Below are 15,879 nucleotides of genomic sequence, written 5' to 3'. Positions count from 1 at the left end.
GCCCAAGGAGAGCCGTTTCATGCAAGACGCCGTCATCGTATCCACCGCGCGCACGCCCATCGCCAAGGCTTGGCGCGGCGCGTTCAACGACCTCACCACCCCCAGCATGAGCGCCATTGCCATCCGCGCCGCCGTCGAGCGCGCCGGCGTGGAACCGGACGAAGTCGAGGACCTGGTGCTGGGCACCGCCATGCAAAGCGGGACCGCCGCCATCAACCCGGCGCGCTTGTCGGCCCTGGCGGCTGGCTTGCCGCAGTCGGTGGCCGGGCAGACCATCGACCGCCAATGCGCTTCAGGGCTGATGGCCATTGCCATCGGCGCTCAGCAGATCCGCGGCGAGGGCATGCAGGTGGTGGTCGGGGCCGGGCAGGAGCAGATCAGCCTGGTGCAGCACGCGCACATGCAGGCTGCCAATGCTGCCCAGGACGCCACGGTGCGGCGCCTGTGCGAGCACGCCTACATGCCCATGCTGCACACGGCCGAGCACGTCGCCAAACGCTATGGTATCGACCGCCACGCCCAGGACCGTTACGCCTTGCTGTCGCAGCAGCGCACAGCGGCAGCGCAGGCGGCCGGGCTGTTCGCTGATGAAATCGTGGCAGTCACGGCGCAGCGCAAGGTCGTCGACAAGGCCACTGGCGTCCAGTCCCACGAGCGCGTGCACCTGAGCCAGGACGAAGGTAACCGCCCGCACACCCGGCTGGCGGACCTTGAGGCACTGCAACCGGTGATCGAGGGCGGCTGCGTGACTGCGGGCAATGCCAGCCAGTTGTCCGATGGTGCCAGCGCCTGTGTGCTGATGAGCGGTGCCCGGGCGGCACGCGCAGGCTGCCAGCCGCTGGGGCTGTACCGGGGCATGGCGGTGGTGGGCCTGGCCCCGGAGGAAATGGGCATCGGCCCGGTGCTGGCGATACCGCGCCTGTTGGCGCGCCACGCGTTGCGGATCGAGGACATCGGCTTGTGGGAGATCAACGAGGCATTCGCCTGCCAGGTGCTCTATTGCGCCGAACACCTGGGCATCGACCCGGCGCGGCTCAATGTCAACGGGGGCGCCATCGCCATCGGCCACCCCTATGGCATGAGCGGTGCGCGCATGGTCGGGCATGCGTTGCTCGAAGGCCGCCGGCGCAAGGTTCGCTACGTGGTGGTGAGCATGTGCGTGGGCGGGGGGATGGGCGCGGCAGGCTTGTTCGAAGTGCTCTGAAGCACCGCCTTGGAGCCATAACGAACCGGCATGGCATTGATCCGAAGACGCTATTTGTGAGCGTAATCAAACCTGCCTGATACTGCTCGTCACCGACACCGCCGGCCTGGGCGGCCGGCGCGTCCGCGCTGAACCCATCATTTCCCTCTCTAATAAAACAACAAGAGGTTAAGAGTGAGCGCAACCCTCCTATTCTGCCGGCGCCAGGCGCCGCTGGCGGCCCTGTGCTGCCTGCTCGCCACCCCGGTTGCGGGCGTTCAATTCAACGTTGGCTCGCTGCAAGGGCGTTTCGACTCGGCGCTGTCATTGAGTACCGCCGTCAGCACTGCCAACCCCGACAAACAGCAGTTGCAGGCTGCCAATGGCAACGACGCGCGGCGCAACTACCGCTCGGGCGATGTGTTTTCGGCGATGTTCAAAGGCACCCATGACCTGGAGCTGCACCGCGATAACGTGGGTGTCTTCCTGCGTGGCACCTACTGGTATGACACCGCGCAGCGCGACCACAGCCAGCGGGCCGTCGACATCGACGACCGCAACCGCCAGGTTTCGGCGAAAACCGCCGGGGCGGAGCTGCTCGATGCGTTCGCCTATGGCCTCTACGACATTGGCGGTGAGCCCGGTTCGCTGCGGGTGGGCAAACAGGTGGTCAACTGGGGGGAAAGCCTGTTCATCCAGGGCGGGCTGAACGTGATCAACCCCTTCAACCAGGCTGCGCTGCGCCGGCCAGGCTCGGAAGTGAAAGACGCCCTGGCGCCGGTCAACCTGCTGTATGTCACGCAGAACCTCAACCAGGCGCTGTCTTTCGATGCCTTCTACCAGCTGGACTGGGAGCAGACCCGACTGGAAAACTGCGCAACGTTCTTTTCCGCCAACGACTTCATGCCCGAAGGCTGCCAGGGGCTGGATGTCGGCGGGCAGATGGTGACCAACCCGGCTGTGTCGCCGGCCCTGGCCCCGTTTGGTGTGACGCTGACGGAGGAGGGCGTGCGCGTGCCTCGGGGCGCCGACCAGGATGCACGCAACGGTGGCCAATGGGGTTTTTCGCTGCACTGGTACGTTGAACCACTGGATACCGAGTTTGGCCTTTTCGCCGCCAATTACCACAGCCGCTCGCCGTACCTGGGTACTGTCAGCAGCCGCTATTACGCCAATTCGGGCTTTGCCCGTGAACTGTGCGGCAACGTCGGTGTGGCGCTGGCCAATTGCGGTGCCTTTCTGGCGTCCAGCAACGGGCAGACCCTGGCCGGCGCGCTGCGCATGGGCACCTCGCAGTACCGGGCGCAATACCCCGAAGACATCCGCCTGTACGGCCTGACCTTCGCCACCACTCTGCGCAACGGTGCCGCCGTGCAGGGCGAACTGAGCTACCGGCCGAACATGCCGGTGCAGCTCAACGGCAACGATCTGCTGCAGTCATTGCTCAATGCCCCTGGCCGCAGCCCGCTCAACGCCGACGGCCTGCGCCCTGCGACAGACAACACACCCTTCGACGGTTACCGGCGCAAGGAGGTGACCCAGGCCCAGATATCGGCCGTGCAGGCGTTCAGCCAGGTCATGGGCGCTAACCAGCTTCTGCTGATGGGCGAAGTGGGCGCCACCTATGTCGGCGGGCTGGAGGGGCGTTTCGGGCCGCGGTATGGCCGCTCCGGTGCCTATGGCAACGGCGAGCTGGCCGACAACAGCCTGTGCCTGGCGATCTCGAAAAGCCCGGGCGACTGCAACGACGAGGGCTTTGTCACACCCTTTTCCTGGGGCTACCGCCTGCGCGCGACCTGGAGCTACCCCAACCTGATCCAAGGCCTGGACATTCGCCCAGGCCTGGCCTGGGCCCATGACGTCAAGGGTTACTCACCGGCGGACAGCTCGGGCTTCAACGAAGGCTCGCGCTCGATCAGCGTGGGCGTGGACCTCAGCCTGGCCAGCCAGTACTGGGCCAGCCTGGCCTATACCGATTACCTCGACGGCGATTACGGCACCCGCGGCGACCGCGATTATGTGGCGTTCAGCGTGGGCGCCAACTTCTAGTGCAACCAAGGAGCACGACCATGTCCAAGCGCAGCATGCACCCTTCATCCGCCAACCTGACGGGTATCGCCCTGGTGCTGGCCGGTGCCCTGGCCCCAACCCTGGCGGTCGGTGCACCGACCGGGCAAGGTGTGATGGAGGGGTTCCCTCCGGCGCCGGAGTTGCGGGTCAACCAGGCCAACGCCTTTCAGCCACCGTACTTGCGCTGGTCGATGCGCCACGCCCGCGAGGTGTCACCCACCCGGAGTATCGGCCGCGCAGCCACACCGCTGGCGTTGACCGAAGGCCGCGCGGCGGCGCTTGACCAACTGGCCTTCAGCGCCGGCGACCAGCCGTTGACCTTGGCCGGCTACCTGCAGCAAACCAGCACCGACGGGCTGATCGTGCTCCACCGGGGCAAGGTGGTGTTCGAGCGTTATATGGACGGCTTCCAACCCGGTCAGCCCCACATCTGGGCGTCGATGACCAAGTCTGTCACCGGCCTGATCGCCGCACAGCTGATCGCTGAAGGTGCGCTCGACCCGCAACGTACGCTGGCGCATTACGTGCCGGAACTGCGCGGCACGCCGTTTGGCGAGGCGACGGTGCAGGCCAACCTGGATATGCAGGTGGCGGTGCAGTACCCCGCGCAGATGCCGCCGGACCTCGGCCTGTTTGCCGCCACCGGCCTGATCCCGCGGGGCGAGGGCATGCCAGGGGATATCTACAGCTTCCTGCGGCAGGTACTGCAGGCGCCGAACCCCGCTGGCCAGGCGCCGTTCTTCTACCAGAACGGATCGCCGGAAGCGCTGGCCTGGGCGTTGCGGCGTATCACCGGGCTGAACTGGGCGCAGTTGGTCGAGCAGCGTTTGTGGTCACGCTTCGCCGAGGACGATGCCTATGTGCAAGTCGACCCGCTCGGTACCGAAATGGCCAGCGGCGGCATCAGCTGCAACTTGCGCGACACCGCCCGCTTTGCCGAACTGGTACGCCGCGAACTGGCCCGCGATGCCAAGGGCGACAGTTTCAACCAGGCGGTGCACAGCACTTTCCAGCCTGCGGACCCGGCAGTGTTCGCCCAAGGCAGCCTCGGCCCTGGGCGCCCTGGCTACGGCTACCGCAATTACTGGTACCAAAAAAATGACGGTGAAGGTTCCGTCGAGGCCAGCGGGCGCTTCGGGCAGAAAATCTACATCAACCCCCGTCGCGAACTGGTGATCGTCAAGCTCTCGGCCACCGCCGACCAGGGCCGTCGCGCCACGCGTGCTGACGGCGAGGCAAACGCCCCCGCGCGCATCGTGGACTCGCCGGCTACGTTCAATCGCATGGTGGGTGCGGTGTTGGCGGCACTGCCGGGTTGATTTGCAACAGCTGATCCAAAGCTCTGTAGTCAGTACCGGCCTCATCGCCGGCAAGCCGGCTCCCACAGGAATATCGCCAGCCTTCAGGCATGCGCTGTACCTGTGGGAGCCGCGCTTGCCGGCGATGGGCCGCGACGCGGCCCCGGTTACAGATGTCCGCCAAGGGGCGTGACCGGCAGCGTTCGACCCTTGGCGGACGTTCAGCCCATGCGCCGCCCTTGCAGGGTAATGCGTGCATTCCACCCGGCGTTCCGTGGTCACAAACGCCCTAGGCTGTTCGACTTCAGATTCCATTCAGATTCGACCCCGATAATCCCTCCGTCGAACCCAAACCGGGGGGAGTTTCATGACCCAGCCTCACTGGAGCAATCTGCTCCCGCTACCCATCGGCAGCCATGCCGACCATCACGCTCACCTGACGCTCCATGTGGCAGGTGATCCTGCACGTGAAGACTTGCAGCATTTCATCCACCAGTGCTTTGCCAGCGTGCATCAGGCAGATGTGCAGCATTACTTGCCAGAGCTGCTGGCCTTACATGACAGCCATAGTCGACTGATCGCCGCCGCCGGCATGCGACCGGCGAGTGAAGGTCCGCTGTTCCTTGAGCGATATCTGGATGAGCCAATAGAGGCTGCCATCTCTCGGGTTGCAGGCGTTTCTCGGGACCGAGCATGCATGGTTGAGGTGGGCAACCTGGCGTCACTCAGCGCCGGCAGCGCGCGGATCATGATCATTGCCGTGACGTGGCTGTTAGCTATGCGCGGTCTTGAGTGGGTCACATTCACAGGCGCGGCGACGCTGATCAACAGTTTCCGGCGGCTGGGACTGATGCCCACGGTATTGGCCGCGGCCGACCCAGAACGTCTACAGGGCCAGATGGACCAATGGGGTAGCTACTACGATCAACGTCCTCAGGTATTCGCCGGCAGCATCGGCGTTGGCTTCGATGCCCTGACCCGCGGGGGGGTGTTCCAACGCCTTGGGTTTCCCTGCTTGGCCCCGGAGGCCGGTCATGCCGCATGAACCGAGCGCCTTTCGGGCTTTACTGCTCCAGCATGCCGAGCACAGACCTGATGATGTAGCTGTGCAGGGCCCGGTTCAGCGTTTCACTTACAGGGGGCTTCTCGACGAGGTTGAGTCCCGTATCGCCCGTTTGCAGAGTGAACCACCGGGCGCGTTCGTGGTGGTACTGGATAACGGGCCTGAAGTGCTGTTCTGGGACCTGGCGGCACTGTTCGTCGAGCGCCCTTGTGTGATCGTACCGTCGTTCTTCAGCGCGGCTCAGTTCCGACATTGCCTGAGGCAGAGTGGTGCCACGATTGTTCTGTGCCAACAACCATGGACGGCTCAGCTACTCGAGCAAGGCTTTGCCCAGCATCAGCCAGGGGACTTCTGGAGGCGAGCGCACGGCGCCATTGCGATGCCGGCGGGCACGGCAAAGATCACCTATACCTCTGGCAGCACCGGGGCACCCAAAGGCGTGTGCCTGGGGGCTGAGACCATGCTGCGGGTGGCGCGTGAACTGGAGGCTGCCAGCCGGCCCGCCGAGCCGCAGCATTACCTGGCGGTACTGCCGCTGGGTGTCTTGCTGGAGAACCTGGGCGTTTACGCCGCGCTCATTGCGGGCGCCTGCGTCCAGCTCTACCCGCAGCAACAGCTGGGCATGGGCGGGGCAAGCCAGGTGGATTTCACGCGCTTGCTGGCGGCAATTGCGCTCAGTGGCGCGCACAGCCTGATCCTTGTGCCGCAGTTGCTGATGGGGTTGGTCACTGCCATCGAGCGCGGGCTCATGCGTGTGGGTCCGCTGCGGTTCGTGGCGGTGGGTGGCGCTCGCGTATCCCCCAGCCTGCTGGCCCGGGCCGAGGCGGTGGGCTTGCCGGTGTTCGAGGGTTACGGGCTGTCCGAGTGCGCCTCGGTGGTGGCGCTGAACCGCCCAGGGGCTGTGCGCGCTGGCAGCGTTGGCAAGCCGTTGCCCCATGTGCAGGTGCGCATCTCGGGTGATGGCGAGGTGCTTGTGGCCGGCTCGACCTTGCTGGGCTACCTGGGGGACACACCTGTCAGCGACAAGTGGTGGGCAACGGGTGACCTGGGTCACCTCGACGAAGAGGGTTACCTCTACCTGGACGGACGCAAGAAGCACCAGTTCATCACCAGTTTCGGGCGTAACGTCAACCCGGAATGGGTAGAGTCCGAGCTCACCCAAGGCGGCGTGATTGCCCAGGCGTTCGTGCATGGCGAAGGCCTGCCGCGCAACCTGGCACTGCTCTGGCCACTGGACCCCACGGCCAGCGATGAGGCCATCGAACAGGCCGTACAAAACAGCAACGCGCAATTGCCCGATTACGCCCGGGTGCATACCTGGCGCCGTCTTCCCGCGCCATTGAGCGACCGTGACGAAACCTTGACTGCCAACGGCCGCCCGCGACGCGAGGCGATCCTGCAGCGCTATCACACCCTGTTATCCGACATTTCGCTGTGAGGTTGACCATGTCCTTTTTCGACACTCTGCAAACACAAACTACCCAGGAACGTCACGCGTTGTTCGCCGTGCCGGTCATACGGGACGCGCTGGTCGGCCAGGTCAGCCTGGACAGCTACATCGCCTTCCTCACCCAGGCCTATCACCATGTGCGCCACACCGTCCCGCTGATGATGGCGTGTGGCGCGCGTCTGCCGTCGCGCCTGGAGTGGCTGCGCGGTGCCGTGTGCGAATACATAGAGGAGGAGTACGGCCACGAGCAGTGGATCCTCAACGACATCAAGGCCTGCGGCGGCAACTGGGAGGCCGTACGTGACGGTCGGCCAGCGCAATCGATCGAGCTGATGGTCGCCTACCTTTACGACTTGATCGCCCGTGGCAACCCGGTAGGGCTGTTTGGCATGGTCAATGTGCTCGAAGGCACCAGCATCGCCTTGGCTACCCAGGCTGCGGGCGCTATCCAAAGTACGCTTGCCCTGCCTGAGCAGGCCTTCAGCTACCTCAGCTCCCATGGTGCGCTCGACCAGGACCACATGGTGACCTATAAACAGCTGATGGACCGCCTCGATGATGAGAGTGACCAGCTAGCCGTCATTCACGCTGCCAGGATCGTCTACCGTCTGTACACCGAGATGTTCCAAGGCCTGCCACGCGCCGGGCAGCACGAGGTGCGCCATGCGTTTGCCTGAGTCCGTGGTGATTCTTACCGGTGCCAGTGGTGGCATCGGCCTGGAGCTGGCCGAACAACTGTGCGCGGCGGGTGCCCGGGTGCTGGCGGTCAGCCGGCACATGGGCAAGCTGGCCGGCCTGATGAACCGTTACCCGGACCGTCTGCGTTGGCAGACCGCCGACCTGCGTACCCGGGAAGGGCGCGAGCAGGTTGTCGGTCGGGCTCGCGAAATGGGTGGCGTAAATGTGCTGATCAACGCTGCCGGGGTAAACCGCTTCGCCTTGCTCGACCAACTGGACGAGCACGCACTCGACGAGTTGCTGGACATCAACCTGAAGGCCCCTGTGCAACTGACGCGCGCCTGCCTGCCGTTGCTGCGCGCCCAGCCCAGGGCATTGGTGGTCAATGTCGGCTCCACCTATGGCTCGATCGGCTATCCCGGCTATGCCACCTACTGCGCCAGCAAGTTCGCGCTGCGCGGCTTCTCGGAAGCGCTTCGCCGCGAGCTGGCCGATACCACGGTGAATGTGCTCTATGCAGCGCCCCGGGCGACGCGTACGGCGATGAACAGCAGCGCTGCAACAGCGCTCAATCAGGCGTTGAAGGTCGGCATGGACGACCCGGCGGATGTCGCCCGTGCAGTGCTCGAGGCGGTGCAGTCAGAACGCAGCGAACTGTACCTGGGCTGGCCGGAAAAGCTCTTCGTGCGCATCAACGGCATGTTGCCGGGGGTGGTCGATCGAGCACTGCGCAAACAACTGCCTGTCATCCGCCGCTACATCGGTAGCCACTCCAAGGAATCGATCAAATGAAGCGACTGCTTATTGCCAGCTTGCTGGCCTTCGCCCCCGTTACCTGGGCATTGGACCAGGCAGGTACGCAGCACCTGAGCGAGCTGCAGCAGCGCTGGGCACAGATCCAGTACCAGTTACCCAAGGACAAGCGCGCCGACGCCTTCGAACAACTGGCGGGTGACGCGGCGGCATTCGTGCATCAATACCCCGGCACAGCTGAGCCACTGATCTGGGATGGCATCATCAACAGCAGTTGGGCGGGCGCCACCGGTGGCCTTGGGGCACTGGGCAAGGTCAAGGCGGCGAGGGCAAGCCTGGAGCAGGCCATGAAGCTGGACCCCAACGCCCTGCAGGGCTCCGCCTATACCAGCCTGGGCACGTTGTACGATCAAGTGCCCGGCTGGCCGATTGGTTTCGGTGATACCGAGATGGCCGACAAGATGCTGCGCAAAGCCTTGCAGATCAACCCCAACGGTATCGACAGCAACTATTTCTGGGCTGATCATCTGTATCGGCAGAAGCGCTACCCGGAGGCTACCGCAGCCCTGCAAAAGGCTTTGCAGGCACCGCCCCGGCCGGGGCGCGAGCTGGCTGACCAGGGCCGCCGGGCCGATATCGATGCTTTACTCAAGGCGATCAAGGACAAACAGGACTGAACATGCGGCTATTGCTGGTTGAGGATGACATCGCGCTTGGCGAAGGGATCTGTGACGGCTTGCGCCAGCAGGGCTATACCCTCGACTGGTTGCGGGACGGTGTCAGTGGCTTGCATGCGTTGCAGCACGAGACCTTCGACCTGGTGATCCTGGATCTGGGATTGCCCCGCATGGATGGCATTGAACTGCTGCGGCGGGTACGCGCCGGCGGCGACAGCCTGCCGGTGCTGATCCTCACCGCACGGGATGCCCTCGACGATCGCATCACCGGCCTGGATGCAGGTGCCGACGACTATCTGGTCAAGCCGTTCGACCTCAACGAGTTGAAGGCGCGCCTCAGGGCTTTGCTGCGCCGCAGCGCCGGGCGCGCCAAGGTGTTGATCGAACATGCCGGGGTCAGCCTCGACCCGGCCACCCAGCAGGTTCACTACCACGGCGTTGAAGTGGTACTGACCCCGAAGGAGTACGTGCTGCTGCATGAGTTGCTGGCGCAACCCGGCAAGGTTTTCACCCGTGAACGCCTGACCCAGTTGCTGTATGGCTGGGATGAGGAGCCCGAGAGCAATACGTTGGAGGTGAATATCTACCACCTGCGCAAGAAGCTGTTCAACGGCCTCATTCGCACGGTGCGTGGCATTGGTTACCTGGTCGAGGCCAAGGCATGAGCTCGCTGCGCCAGCGCACCCTGTGGCGGGTGATGCTGTTGCTGCTGCTGGGTTCCGGCCTGCTGGCACTCTATAACTATCACGACAGCCGTCATGAAATTAACGAAGTGTACGACGCGCACCTGGCCCAGAACGCTCGCTTGCTGCAAGGCGTCATGAGCCTGCCGGTGCAAAGTGGCTCGCGTGAAGCGATGTACCAGGCATTCAACGTGGCATTGGCACAGGCGGGTCACCATCGGGTAGGCCACCCCTACGAGAGCAAGTTGGCCTTCCAGGTCTGGCAGGACGGCGCTGGCCTGATAGTGCACACACCCAGTGCGCCGAGCATCGACCCTCCACCGACGGCCCCCGGGTTTTACGATTTATCCAGTGGTGGCAAGCAGTGGCGCGGCTTTGTGCTGCCGGTACCGGAACGGCATTGGGTGATCTGGGTAGGCGAGCGCGACGATGTGCGCTACGACCTTATCGACCGCATCGTTCGGCACACCCTGTTCCCGTTTCTGCTCGGCAGCCTGGCCTTGGCACTGCTGGTTTGGGCCGCTATCGGCTGGGGATTGCGGCCGTTGCAGAACATGGCCAACGTCATCCGTGGGCGTCACGCCGATTCGCTGGAGCCGCTGCAGTTGGTGCCGCTGCCCTCGGAGCTAGAGCCCATGCAGGCCGCCATCAACCGCTTGCTGGCGCAGATCGAGGACTTGTTGCGGCGTGAGCATCGGTTCATTGCCGATGCCGCCCACGAAATGCGTACACCCCTGGCCGTTCTGCGGCTGCATGCGCAAAACGCGCTGGAGGCCAGCAGCGATGCCGAGCGGCAAAAGGCGCTGGGCTTTCTGATGGGCGGGGTCGACCGGCTCACCCGGGTGGTCAACCAGTTACTTACGCTCGCCCGTGTCGAGCCAAGGTTGGGGCAGCGCGCGAGCACACAGGTCGACCTGGCCGCCGTGGTCACCGAGACCTTGGCTGACCTGACCCCGTGGATATTGGACCGCGGGCTTGAGCCCTCGTTGGACATCGGTGAAGGCGACCATCACCTGGCGATCGATGCCGGCGCCCTGGGCATTGCCCTGCAGAACCTGGTGTCCAACGCGGTGGAGCACTCACCGCCCGCTGGCCGCATCACCGTGTCACTCAGGCGCCTGGACAATCACTTCGAACTGGTCGTCGAGGACGAGGGGCCGGGTATCGATGAAGCGAGTCTGTCGCGCGTATTCGAGCGTTTTTACAGCCGTAATAGCCCGAATGGTGCAGGCCTTGGACTGTCCATCGTAGCGACCATCGTCGACCGGCTGGGTGGCCACGTGCGTTTGCACAACCGGGCTGGCGGTGGGCTAGCCGCCACGGTGCTGCTCCCGGTGGACTGAGTCCACCACGCTCTCACGCATCTGGCCCTGTACGGTTTGATGATTGTTCTAGAAATCCTTGCACATGACATATGTAAATCCGTATATTCGGCTATCCATATGTATTGGTGCCGCCATGATTACCCCGCCCGATGTGTTCAAGAGCCTATCCGACGAGACCCGTGCTCGCGCCACCCTGCTGATCGCCAGCCTCGGTGAACTGTGTGTCTGCGAACTGATGTGCGCGCTGAACGACAGCCAACCCAAGATAAGCCGCCACCTCGCGCAGCTGCGCAGCAATGGCATGCTGTTGGATCGTCGCCAGGGGCAGTGGGTGTACTACCGCCTTAACCCGGAGCTTCCCGCCTGGGTGCATGAAATGCTGCAGATGACCTTGCAGGCCAACTCACAGTGGCTGGCAGGCAACTCGCTTCGGTTGCAGAACATGGACGGCCGCCCCGTCCGTGACGCTGCCTGCTGCTGACCCACATCGAGCGAGATCTTCATGCTGGTCGCAATCGCCGTCTTTGTTTTCACCCTCATCCTGGTCATCTGGCAACCGAAGGGGCTTGGCGTTGGCTGGAGTGCCGCGCTCGGTGCCCTCATAGCCCTGGCGGCGGGTGCCGTTTCGCTGCATGACATCCCGACCGTGTGGGCCATTGTCTGGAACGCCACCGCCACCTTCATCGCCGTCATCATCATCAGCCTGCTGCTGGACGAGGCGGGGTTCTTCGAGTGGGCCGCGCTGCACGTGGCACGCTGGGCAAACGGCAGTGGCTATCGATTGTTCGCGTTCTGCGTGCTGCTCGGTGCTGCGGTGTCAGCGCTGTTCGCCAACGATGGTGCGGCGCTGATACTCACGCCCATCGTCATGTCGATGCTGCTTGCGCTACGTTTCTCGCCCGCCGCGACGCTAGCCTTCGTCATGGCCGCCGGCTTCATCGCCGACACGGCGAGCCTGCCGCTGGTAGTCTCCAATCTGGTGAACATCGTCTCGGCCGACTATTTCAGGCTCGGCTTCAGCGAATACGCCTCGGTGATGGTGCCGGTGAATTTCGTCAGCGTGGCCGCAACCCTACTGGTGCTGTTCCTGTTCTTCCGCCGTGATATCCCGAGACATTACACAGTCGCGGCCCTGAAGCCGCCGAGCGAGGCGATTCATGACCGCGCGACCTTCAACGTCGGTGGCTGGGTACTGGTGGTATTGCTGATCGGCCTGTTCGCCCTGGAACCACTGGGTATTCCGATCAGTGCGGTAGCTGCAACTTGTGCGGCAATCCTCTTTGCCGTCGCCGCTCGCGGGCATCGCATCTCAACCCGTCGTGTCCTGCGCGAAGCGCCCTGGCAGGTGGTGGTCTTCTCTCTAGGCATGTACCTGGTGGTGTACGGGCTGAAGAACGCCGGTCTCACCGATATGCTCACCCAACTGCTCGATCGCCTTGCGCAGCAAGGGCTGTGGAGCGCCGCCATCGGCACCGGGTTGATCGCTGCATTGCTGTCTTCGGTCATGAACAACATGCCCAGCGTGCTGGTCGGCGCCTTGTCGATTCAGGCCAGCGAGGCGCAAGGGCTGGTGCGTGAAGCGATGATCTACGCCAACGTCATCGGCTGCGATCTCGGCCCCAAAATCACCCCCATCGGCAGCCTCGCCACGCTGCTCTGGCTGCACGTGCTGGAGCGCAAAGGCATGCGCATCACCTGGGGGTACTACTTCAAGGTCGGCATCCTGCTGACGCTGCCAGTTCTGTTGATCACCCTTTCGGCCCTGGCATTGCGCCTTAGCCTCTGACATCCGCCACGAAGCGGAGGAGCCCCCCATGCGAGTCCTGTTCATGTGCACAGCCAACAGCTGCCGCAGTATCCTTTCCGAGGCCATGTTCAATCACCTGGCGCCTCACGGATTTGAAGCCGTCAGTTCCGGCAGCTTTCCGAAAGGCCAGGTGTTGCCGCGCAGCCTGACCACCTTGCAGAATGCCGGCATCGCGACGGATGGGCTGAGCAGCAAGGGCAATGACGCGTTCGAGGGTTGCCCTCCTGATATCGTCATCACCGTTTGCGACAAGGCTGCCGGTGAAGCTTGCCCGGTGTATTTCGGCCCTGCACTGAAATCGCACTGGGGGCTTGAGGATCCGTCCGATGTCGTGGCTGACGAAGCGTCGATCGACGCTGCATTCCACGCCACCCTGGCCCGCATCGAGTTGCGCTGCCGGGCGTTCCTCGCTCTTCCTTTCGACATCCTTGGCCGCGACCAGCTCAAACGCGAGCTGGATCGCATTGGTGCTCTCTGAGCAGGAGGAAACATGTCCGAGCAACTGCCTAATCTCGATCTCTCGCTGTTCGACCTGCCGCCAGCTGAAATCCCCGCCAGCGCGCACAAGCCGCGCATCCTGTTGCTATATGGGTCGACCCGCGAGCGCTCCTTCAGCCGCTTGCTGGTAGAAGAAGCAGCGCGCCTGCTGGAGCACTTCGGCGCCGAGACGCGTCTGTTCAATCCCTCTGGCCTGCCGCTACCTGACGACGTGCCGGTGGAGCATCCCAAGGTGCAGGAGCTGCGTGATCTGGTGCTGTGGTCGGAAGGCCAGGTCTGGTGCTCGCCGGAGCGTCACGGCGCAATGTCTGCCGTGTTCAAGGCCCAGATCGACTGGGTTCCCCTGGCGCTTGGCGCCGTGCGCCCCACCCAGGGCAAGACACTGGCGGTGATGCAGGTCTGCGGTGGCTCGCAATCGTTCAACGTAGTCAACCAACTGCGGGTGCTGGGCCGCTGGATGCGCATGTTCACTATCCCCAACCAGTCGTCGGTGCCCAAGGCCTATCTGGAGTTCGATGATGCAGGCCGCATGAAACCGTCGGCGTACTACGATCGCGTGGTGGACGTCATGGAAGAACTGGTGAAATTCACCCTGCTGTTACGTGATCGCCAGCAGTTTCTGGTGGATCGTTATTCGGAACGCAAAGAAAGCGCCGAACAGCTTTCCATGCGCGTGAACCAGCGCTCGATCTGAGGCGAAGTATGGGAACACATGACCAGAAACCTGAACACGCTCATCTCCCGTCAGTCAGCTAAGCCATTGGGGCTGCGCAGCAGCCCCTTTGGCCTTGACTGACTGGCATTAGCGCACGGGGGGCATGGGTTCGATCAAATCACCTTGAACTGGTGGGTACCATCGCGTTCAAGTTGTGCGATCAAGCCTGAGCTGAAGGCCCAGGACGCCCCCTGACCAGGATTAGCGCTGGGTGGCTGAGCCTGCGCTGTTAGCAGACACTGCTCCTCGCCTGCACCACACACCCCAACTCAAGCCCAGCACAGCCGCCACCACCGACGCGGCCAGAACCCCGAGTTTCGCCGCCCCTAGTGAACCAGGGTCGACGAAGGCAAGGTTGGCGATGAAAATCGACATGGTGAAGCCGATGCCGGCCAGCAGCCCGACCAGGGTAATGCTGCGCCAGTTGACCTCGGCGGGAAGCACGCACCAGCCCAACCGGACCATCAGCCAACTGACGCCGACGATGCCCACGGGTTTGCCAGCGACCAGCGCGGCAACGACGGCGATCATGACCCACTGGGGGCCCTCGGCGGACAGGTCGACACCCGAGAGGCTAACTCCGGCATTGGCCAGGGCAAATACCGGCATGATGCCGAAGGCGACCCAAGGGTGCAGGGTACCCTGCATGCGCACCACCGGCGGTACCAGTTCGCGCTGGGCCAGGCGCAGCCGTTTCAACGGGTCCATAAGGTCGCTGGCGTCCTGCTCAGGCGACTTGGCACGCCCCAGCAGTTCTCCGGTGAAGCGGGTAATGGCATCCAGCGGGCGCTCACGCATCGGCATTGCCTTGACCGGAGTCATCAGGCCCAGCACAACGCCAGCGAGGGTAGGGTGGGCTCCGGTCAGCAAGATGCCCAGCCAGGTGATCACACCAGGAATGAGGTAGGCGTAGGCAGAACCCACACCCATCTTCTGCAGCCCGATCACCATCAACAGACCGATTGCCGCAACGCCGAAACCGCTGTAATCAAGGCCGCCCGAGTAGAAGAAGGCGATGATCAGCACGGCAATGATGTCATCGATGATTGCCAGAGCGAGCAGAAACACCCGCACATTCGATGGGATCGACTTGCCGAGCAGCGCCAACACACCTACTGCAAAGGCGATATCCGTAGCCGTCGGCACAGCCCAGCCTTGTTGCTCTGCCGGCGCGTGGCCAAACGCCAGGTAGAGCAGGGCGGGTACCGCTACGCCGCCGAGGGCGGCAGCCATGGGCAGCGTGGCTTGGCGCAAGCTGGACAGTGCGCCCTCGTGGATCTCGCGACGGATCTCCATGCCCACGACCAGGAAGAAGATGGTCATCAAGCCATCATTGATCCAGAAGTGCAGTGACTGCGAATAGACCAGCGAGCCCACGCCGATCGTCAAGGGGGTATGCCAAAGGGCTTCATAGCTGTCTGCGGCCGGAGAGTTCGCCCAGATCAGGGCAGCCACAGCGGCAACCAGCAGGACAATGCCGCTGACCGCTTCGATGTGCAGGAAACGCTCAAGGTTGGCGAAGGCACGCTCGGCCAGTGCCTGGACGCGAGGCAATTCTGTGTTATGCATAGGCGCAAGTACTCCCGCATGGCGGCCCGACCTGCGCTGTTCTTTAACCTGCCCCCCTGCACTATGCAGTTGGCACCCGTCGGCTAGTGTACCGAACAACCGCCTTCAAA

General features: G+C 63.7%; 15 protein-coding genes. 14 read left to right on the top strand and 1 reads right to left on the bottom strand.

Annotated features, from left to right (window positions below):
- Window positions 1-19: 19 nt before the first annotated feature.
- The 14 genes from AC5O5R_RS16170 to arsH all read left to right on the top strand — a co-directional run bounded on the left by AC5O5R_RS16170 (window position 20) and on the right by arsH (window position 14,179).
- Window positions 20-1,204 carry an acetyl-CoA C-acyltransferase gene (locus tag AC5O5R_RS16170; RefSeq protein ID WP_172221381.1) on the top strand — a complete coding sequence of 395 codons (1,185 nt, stop codon included), beginning with the start codon at window positions 20-22 and terminating at the stop codon, window positions 1,202-1,204.
- A 174-nt stretch (window positions 1,205-1,378) separates the two neighbouring features.
- The gene (locus AC5O5R_RS16165) at window positions 1,379-3,232 is read left to right on the top strand and encodes a DUF1302 domain-containing protein (protein ID WP_172221378.1); all 1,854 of its coding nucleotides are present in this window, start codon (window positions 1,379-1,381) and stop codon (window positions 3,230-3,232) included.
- A gap of 20 nt (window positions 3,233-3,252) precedes the next feature.
- The gene (locus AC5O5R_RS16160) at window positions 3,253-4,572 is read left to right on the top strand and encodes a serine hydrolase domain-containing protein (RefSeq protein ID WP_172221375.1); all 1,320 of its coding nucleotides are present in this window, start codon (window positions 3,253-3,255) and stop codon (window positions 4,570-4,572) included.
- Window positions 4,573-4,918: 346 nt separating this feature from the next.
- Window positions 4,919-5,596 carry a thermostable hemolysin gene (locus AC5O5R_RS16155; protein WP_494514534.1) on the top strand — a complete coding sequence of 226 codons (678 nt, stop codon included), beginning with the start codon at window positions 4,919-4,921 and terminating at the stop codon, window positions 5,594-5,596.
- The gene (locus tag AC5O5R_RS16150) at window positions 5,586-7,052 is read left to right on the top strand and encodes an AMP-binding protein (protein ID WP_494514533.1); all 1,467 of its coding nucleotides are present in this window, start codon (window positions 5,586-5,588) and stop codon (window positions 7,050-7,052) included. Before AC5O5R_RS16155 ends, AC5O5R_RS16150 begins: the two co-directional genes overlap by 11 nt.
- A gap of 8 nt (window positions 7,053-7,060) precedes the next feature.
- A complete protein-coding gene (locus AC5O5R_RS16145; RefSeq protein ID WP_172223144.1) occupies window positions 7,061-7,741 on the top strand; it encodes an iron-containing redox enzyme family protein in 681 nt (226 codons plus the stop codon).
- Window positions 7,728-8,534: an SDR family oxidoreductase gene (locus AC5O5R_RS16140; RefSeq protein WP_172223147.1), complete on the top strand. Its 807-nt coding sequence runs from the start codon at window positions 7,728-7,730 to the stop codon at window positions 8,532-8,534. The genes AC5O5R_RS16145 and AC5O5R_RS16140 overlap by 14 nt, the downstream gene beginning before the upstream one ends.
- Complete coding sequence (locus tag AC5O5R_RS16135; RefSeq protein WP_172223151.1) at window positions 8,531-9,172, top strand: tetratricopeptide repeat protein; 642 nt, start codon at window positions 8,531-8,533, stop codon at window positions 9,170-9,172. The genes AC5O5R_RS16140 and AC5O5R_RS16135 overlap by 4 nt, the downstream gene beginning before the upstream one ends.
- 2 nt (window positions 9,173-9,174) lie before the next feature.
- On the top strand, window positions 9,175-9,837 hold the full coding sequence (locus AC5O5R_RS16130; protein WP_172223155.1) for a response regulator: 663 nt from the start codon (window positions 9,175-9,177) through the stop codon (window positions 9,835-9,837).
- Window positions 9,834-11,198: a sensor histidine kinase gene (locus AC5O5R_RS16125; protein WP_172223159.1), complete on the top strand. Its 1,365-nt coding sequence runs from the start codon at window positions 9,834-9,836 to the stop codon at window positions 11,196-11,198. The genes AC5O5R_RS16130 and AC5O5R_RS16125 overlap by 4 nt, the downstream gene beginning before the upstream one ends.
- Before the next feature lie 115 nt (window positions 11,199-11,313).
- Complete coding sequence (locus AC5O5R_RS16120) at window positions 11,314-11,661, top strand: metalloregulator ArsR/SmtB family transcription factor (RefSeq protein WP_172223164.1); 348 nt, start codon at window positions 11,314-11,316, stop codon at window positions 11,659-11,661.
- A 21-nt stretch (window positions 11,662-11,682) separates the two neighbouring features.
- The gene (locus AC5O5R_RS16115) at window positions 11,683-12,966 is read left to right on the top strand and encodes an arsenic transporter (RefSeq protein ID WP_172223169.1); all 1,284 of its coding nucleotides are present in this window, start codon (window positions 11,683-11,685) and stop codon (window positions 12,964-12,966) included.
- Between the two features lie 28 nt (window positions 12,967-12,994).
- Entirely contained in the window at window positions 12,995-13,465 is a 471-nt protein-coding gene (locus AC5O5R_RS16110) for an arsenate reductase ArsC (protein WP_172223172.1), read from the top strand.
- Between the two features lie 12 nt (window positions 13,466-13,477).
- Window positions 13,478-14,179 (top strand): arsenical resistance protein ArsH, encoded by a 702-nt coding sequence (gene arsH, locus AC5O5R_RS16105; RefSeq protein WP_172223189.1) that lies wholly within the window; start codon window positions 13,478-13,480, stop codon window positions 14,177-14,179.
- Window positions 14,180-14,401: 222 nt separating this feature from the next.
- Here the strand turns inward: arsH and nhaA are convergent, their stop codons facing one another.
- Window positions 14,402-15,769, bottom strand: a complete 1,368-nt coding sequence (gene nhaA / locus AC5O5R_RS16100; RefSeq protein WP_172223193.1) for a Na+/H+ antiporter NhaA — start codon at window positions 15,767-15,769, stop codon at window positions 14,402-14,404.
- Window positions 15,770-15,879 lie beyond the last annotated feature (110 nt).

The sequence above is a fragment of the Pseudomonas sp. 8_5_2 genome (assembly GCF_059295255.1).
Note: the sequence above shows the minus strand (reverse complement) of the source record. Positions and strands in the feature narration are given on the sequence as shown.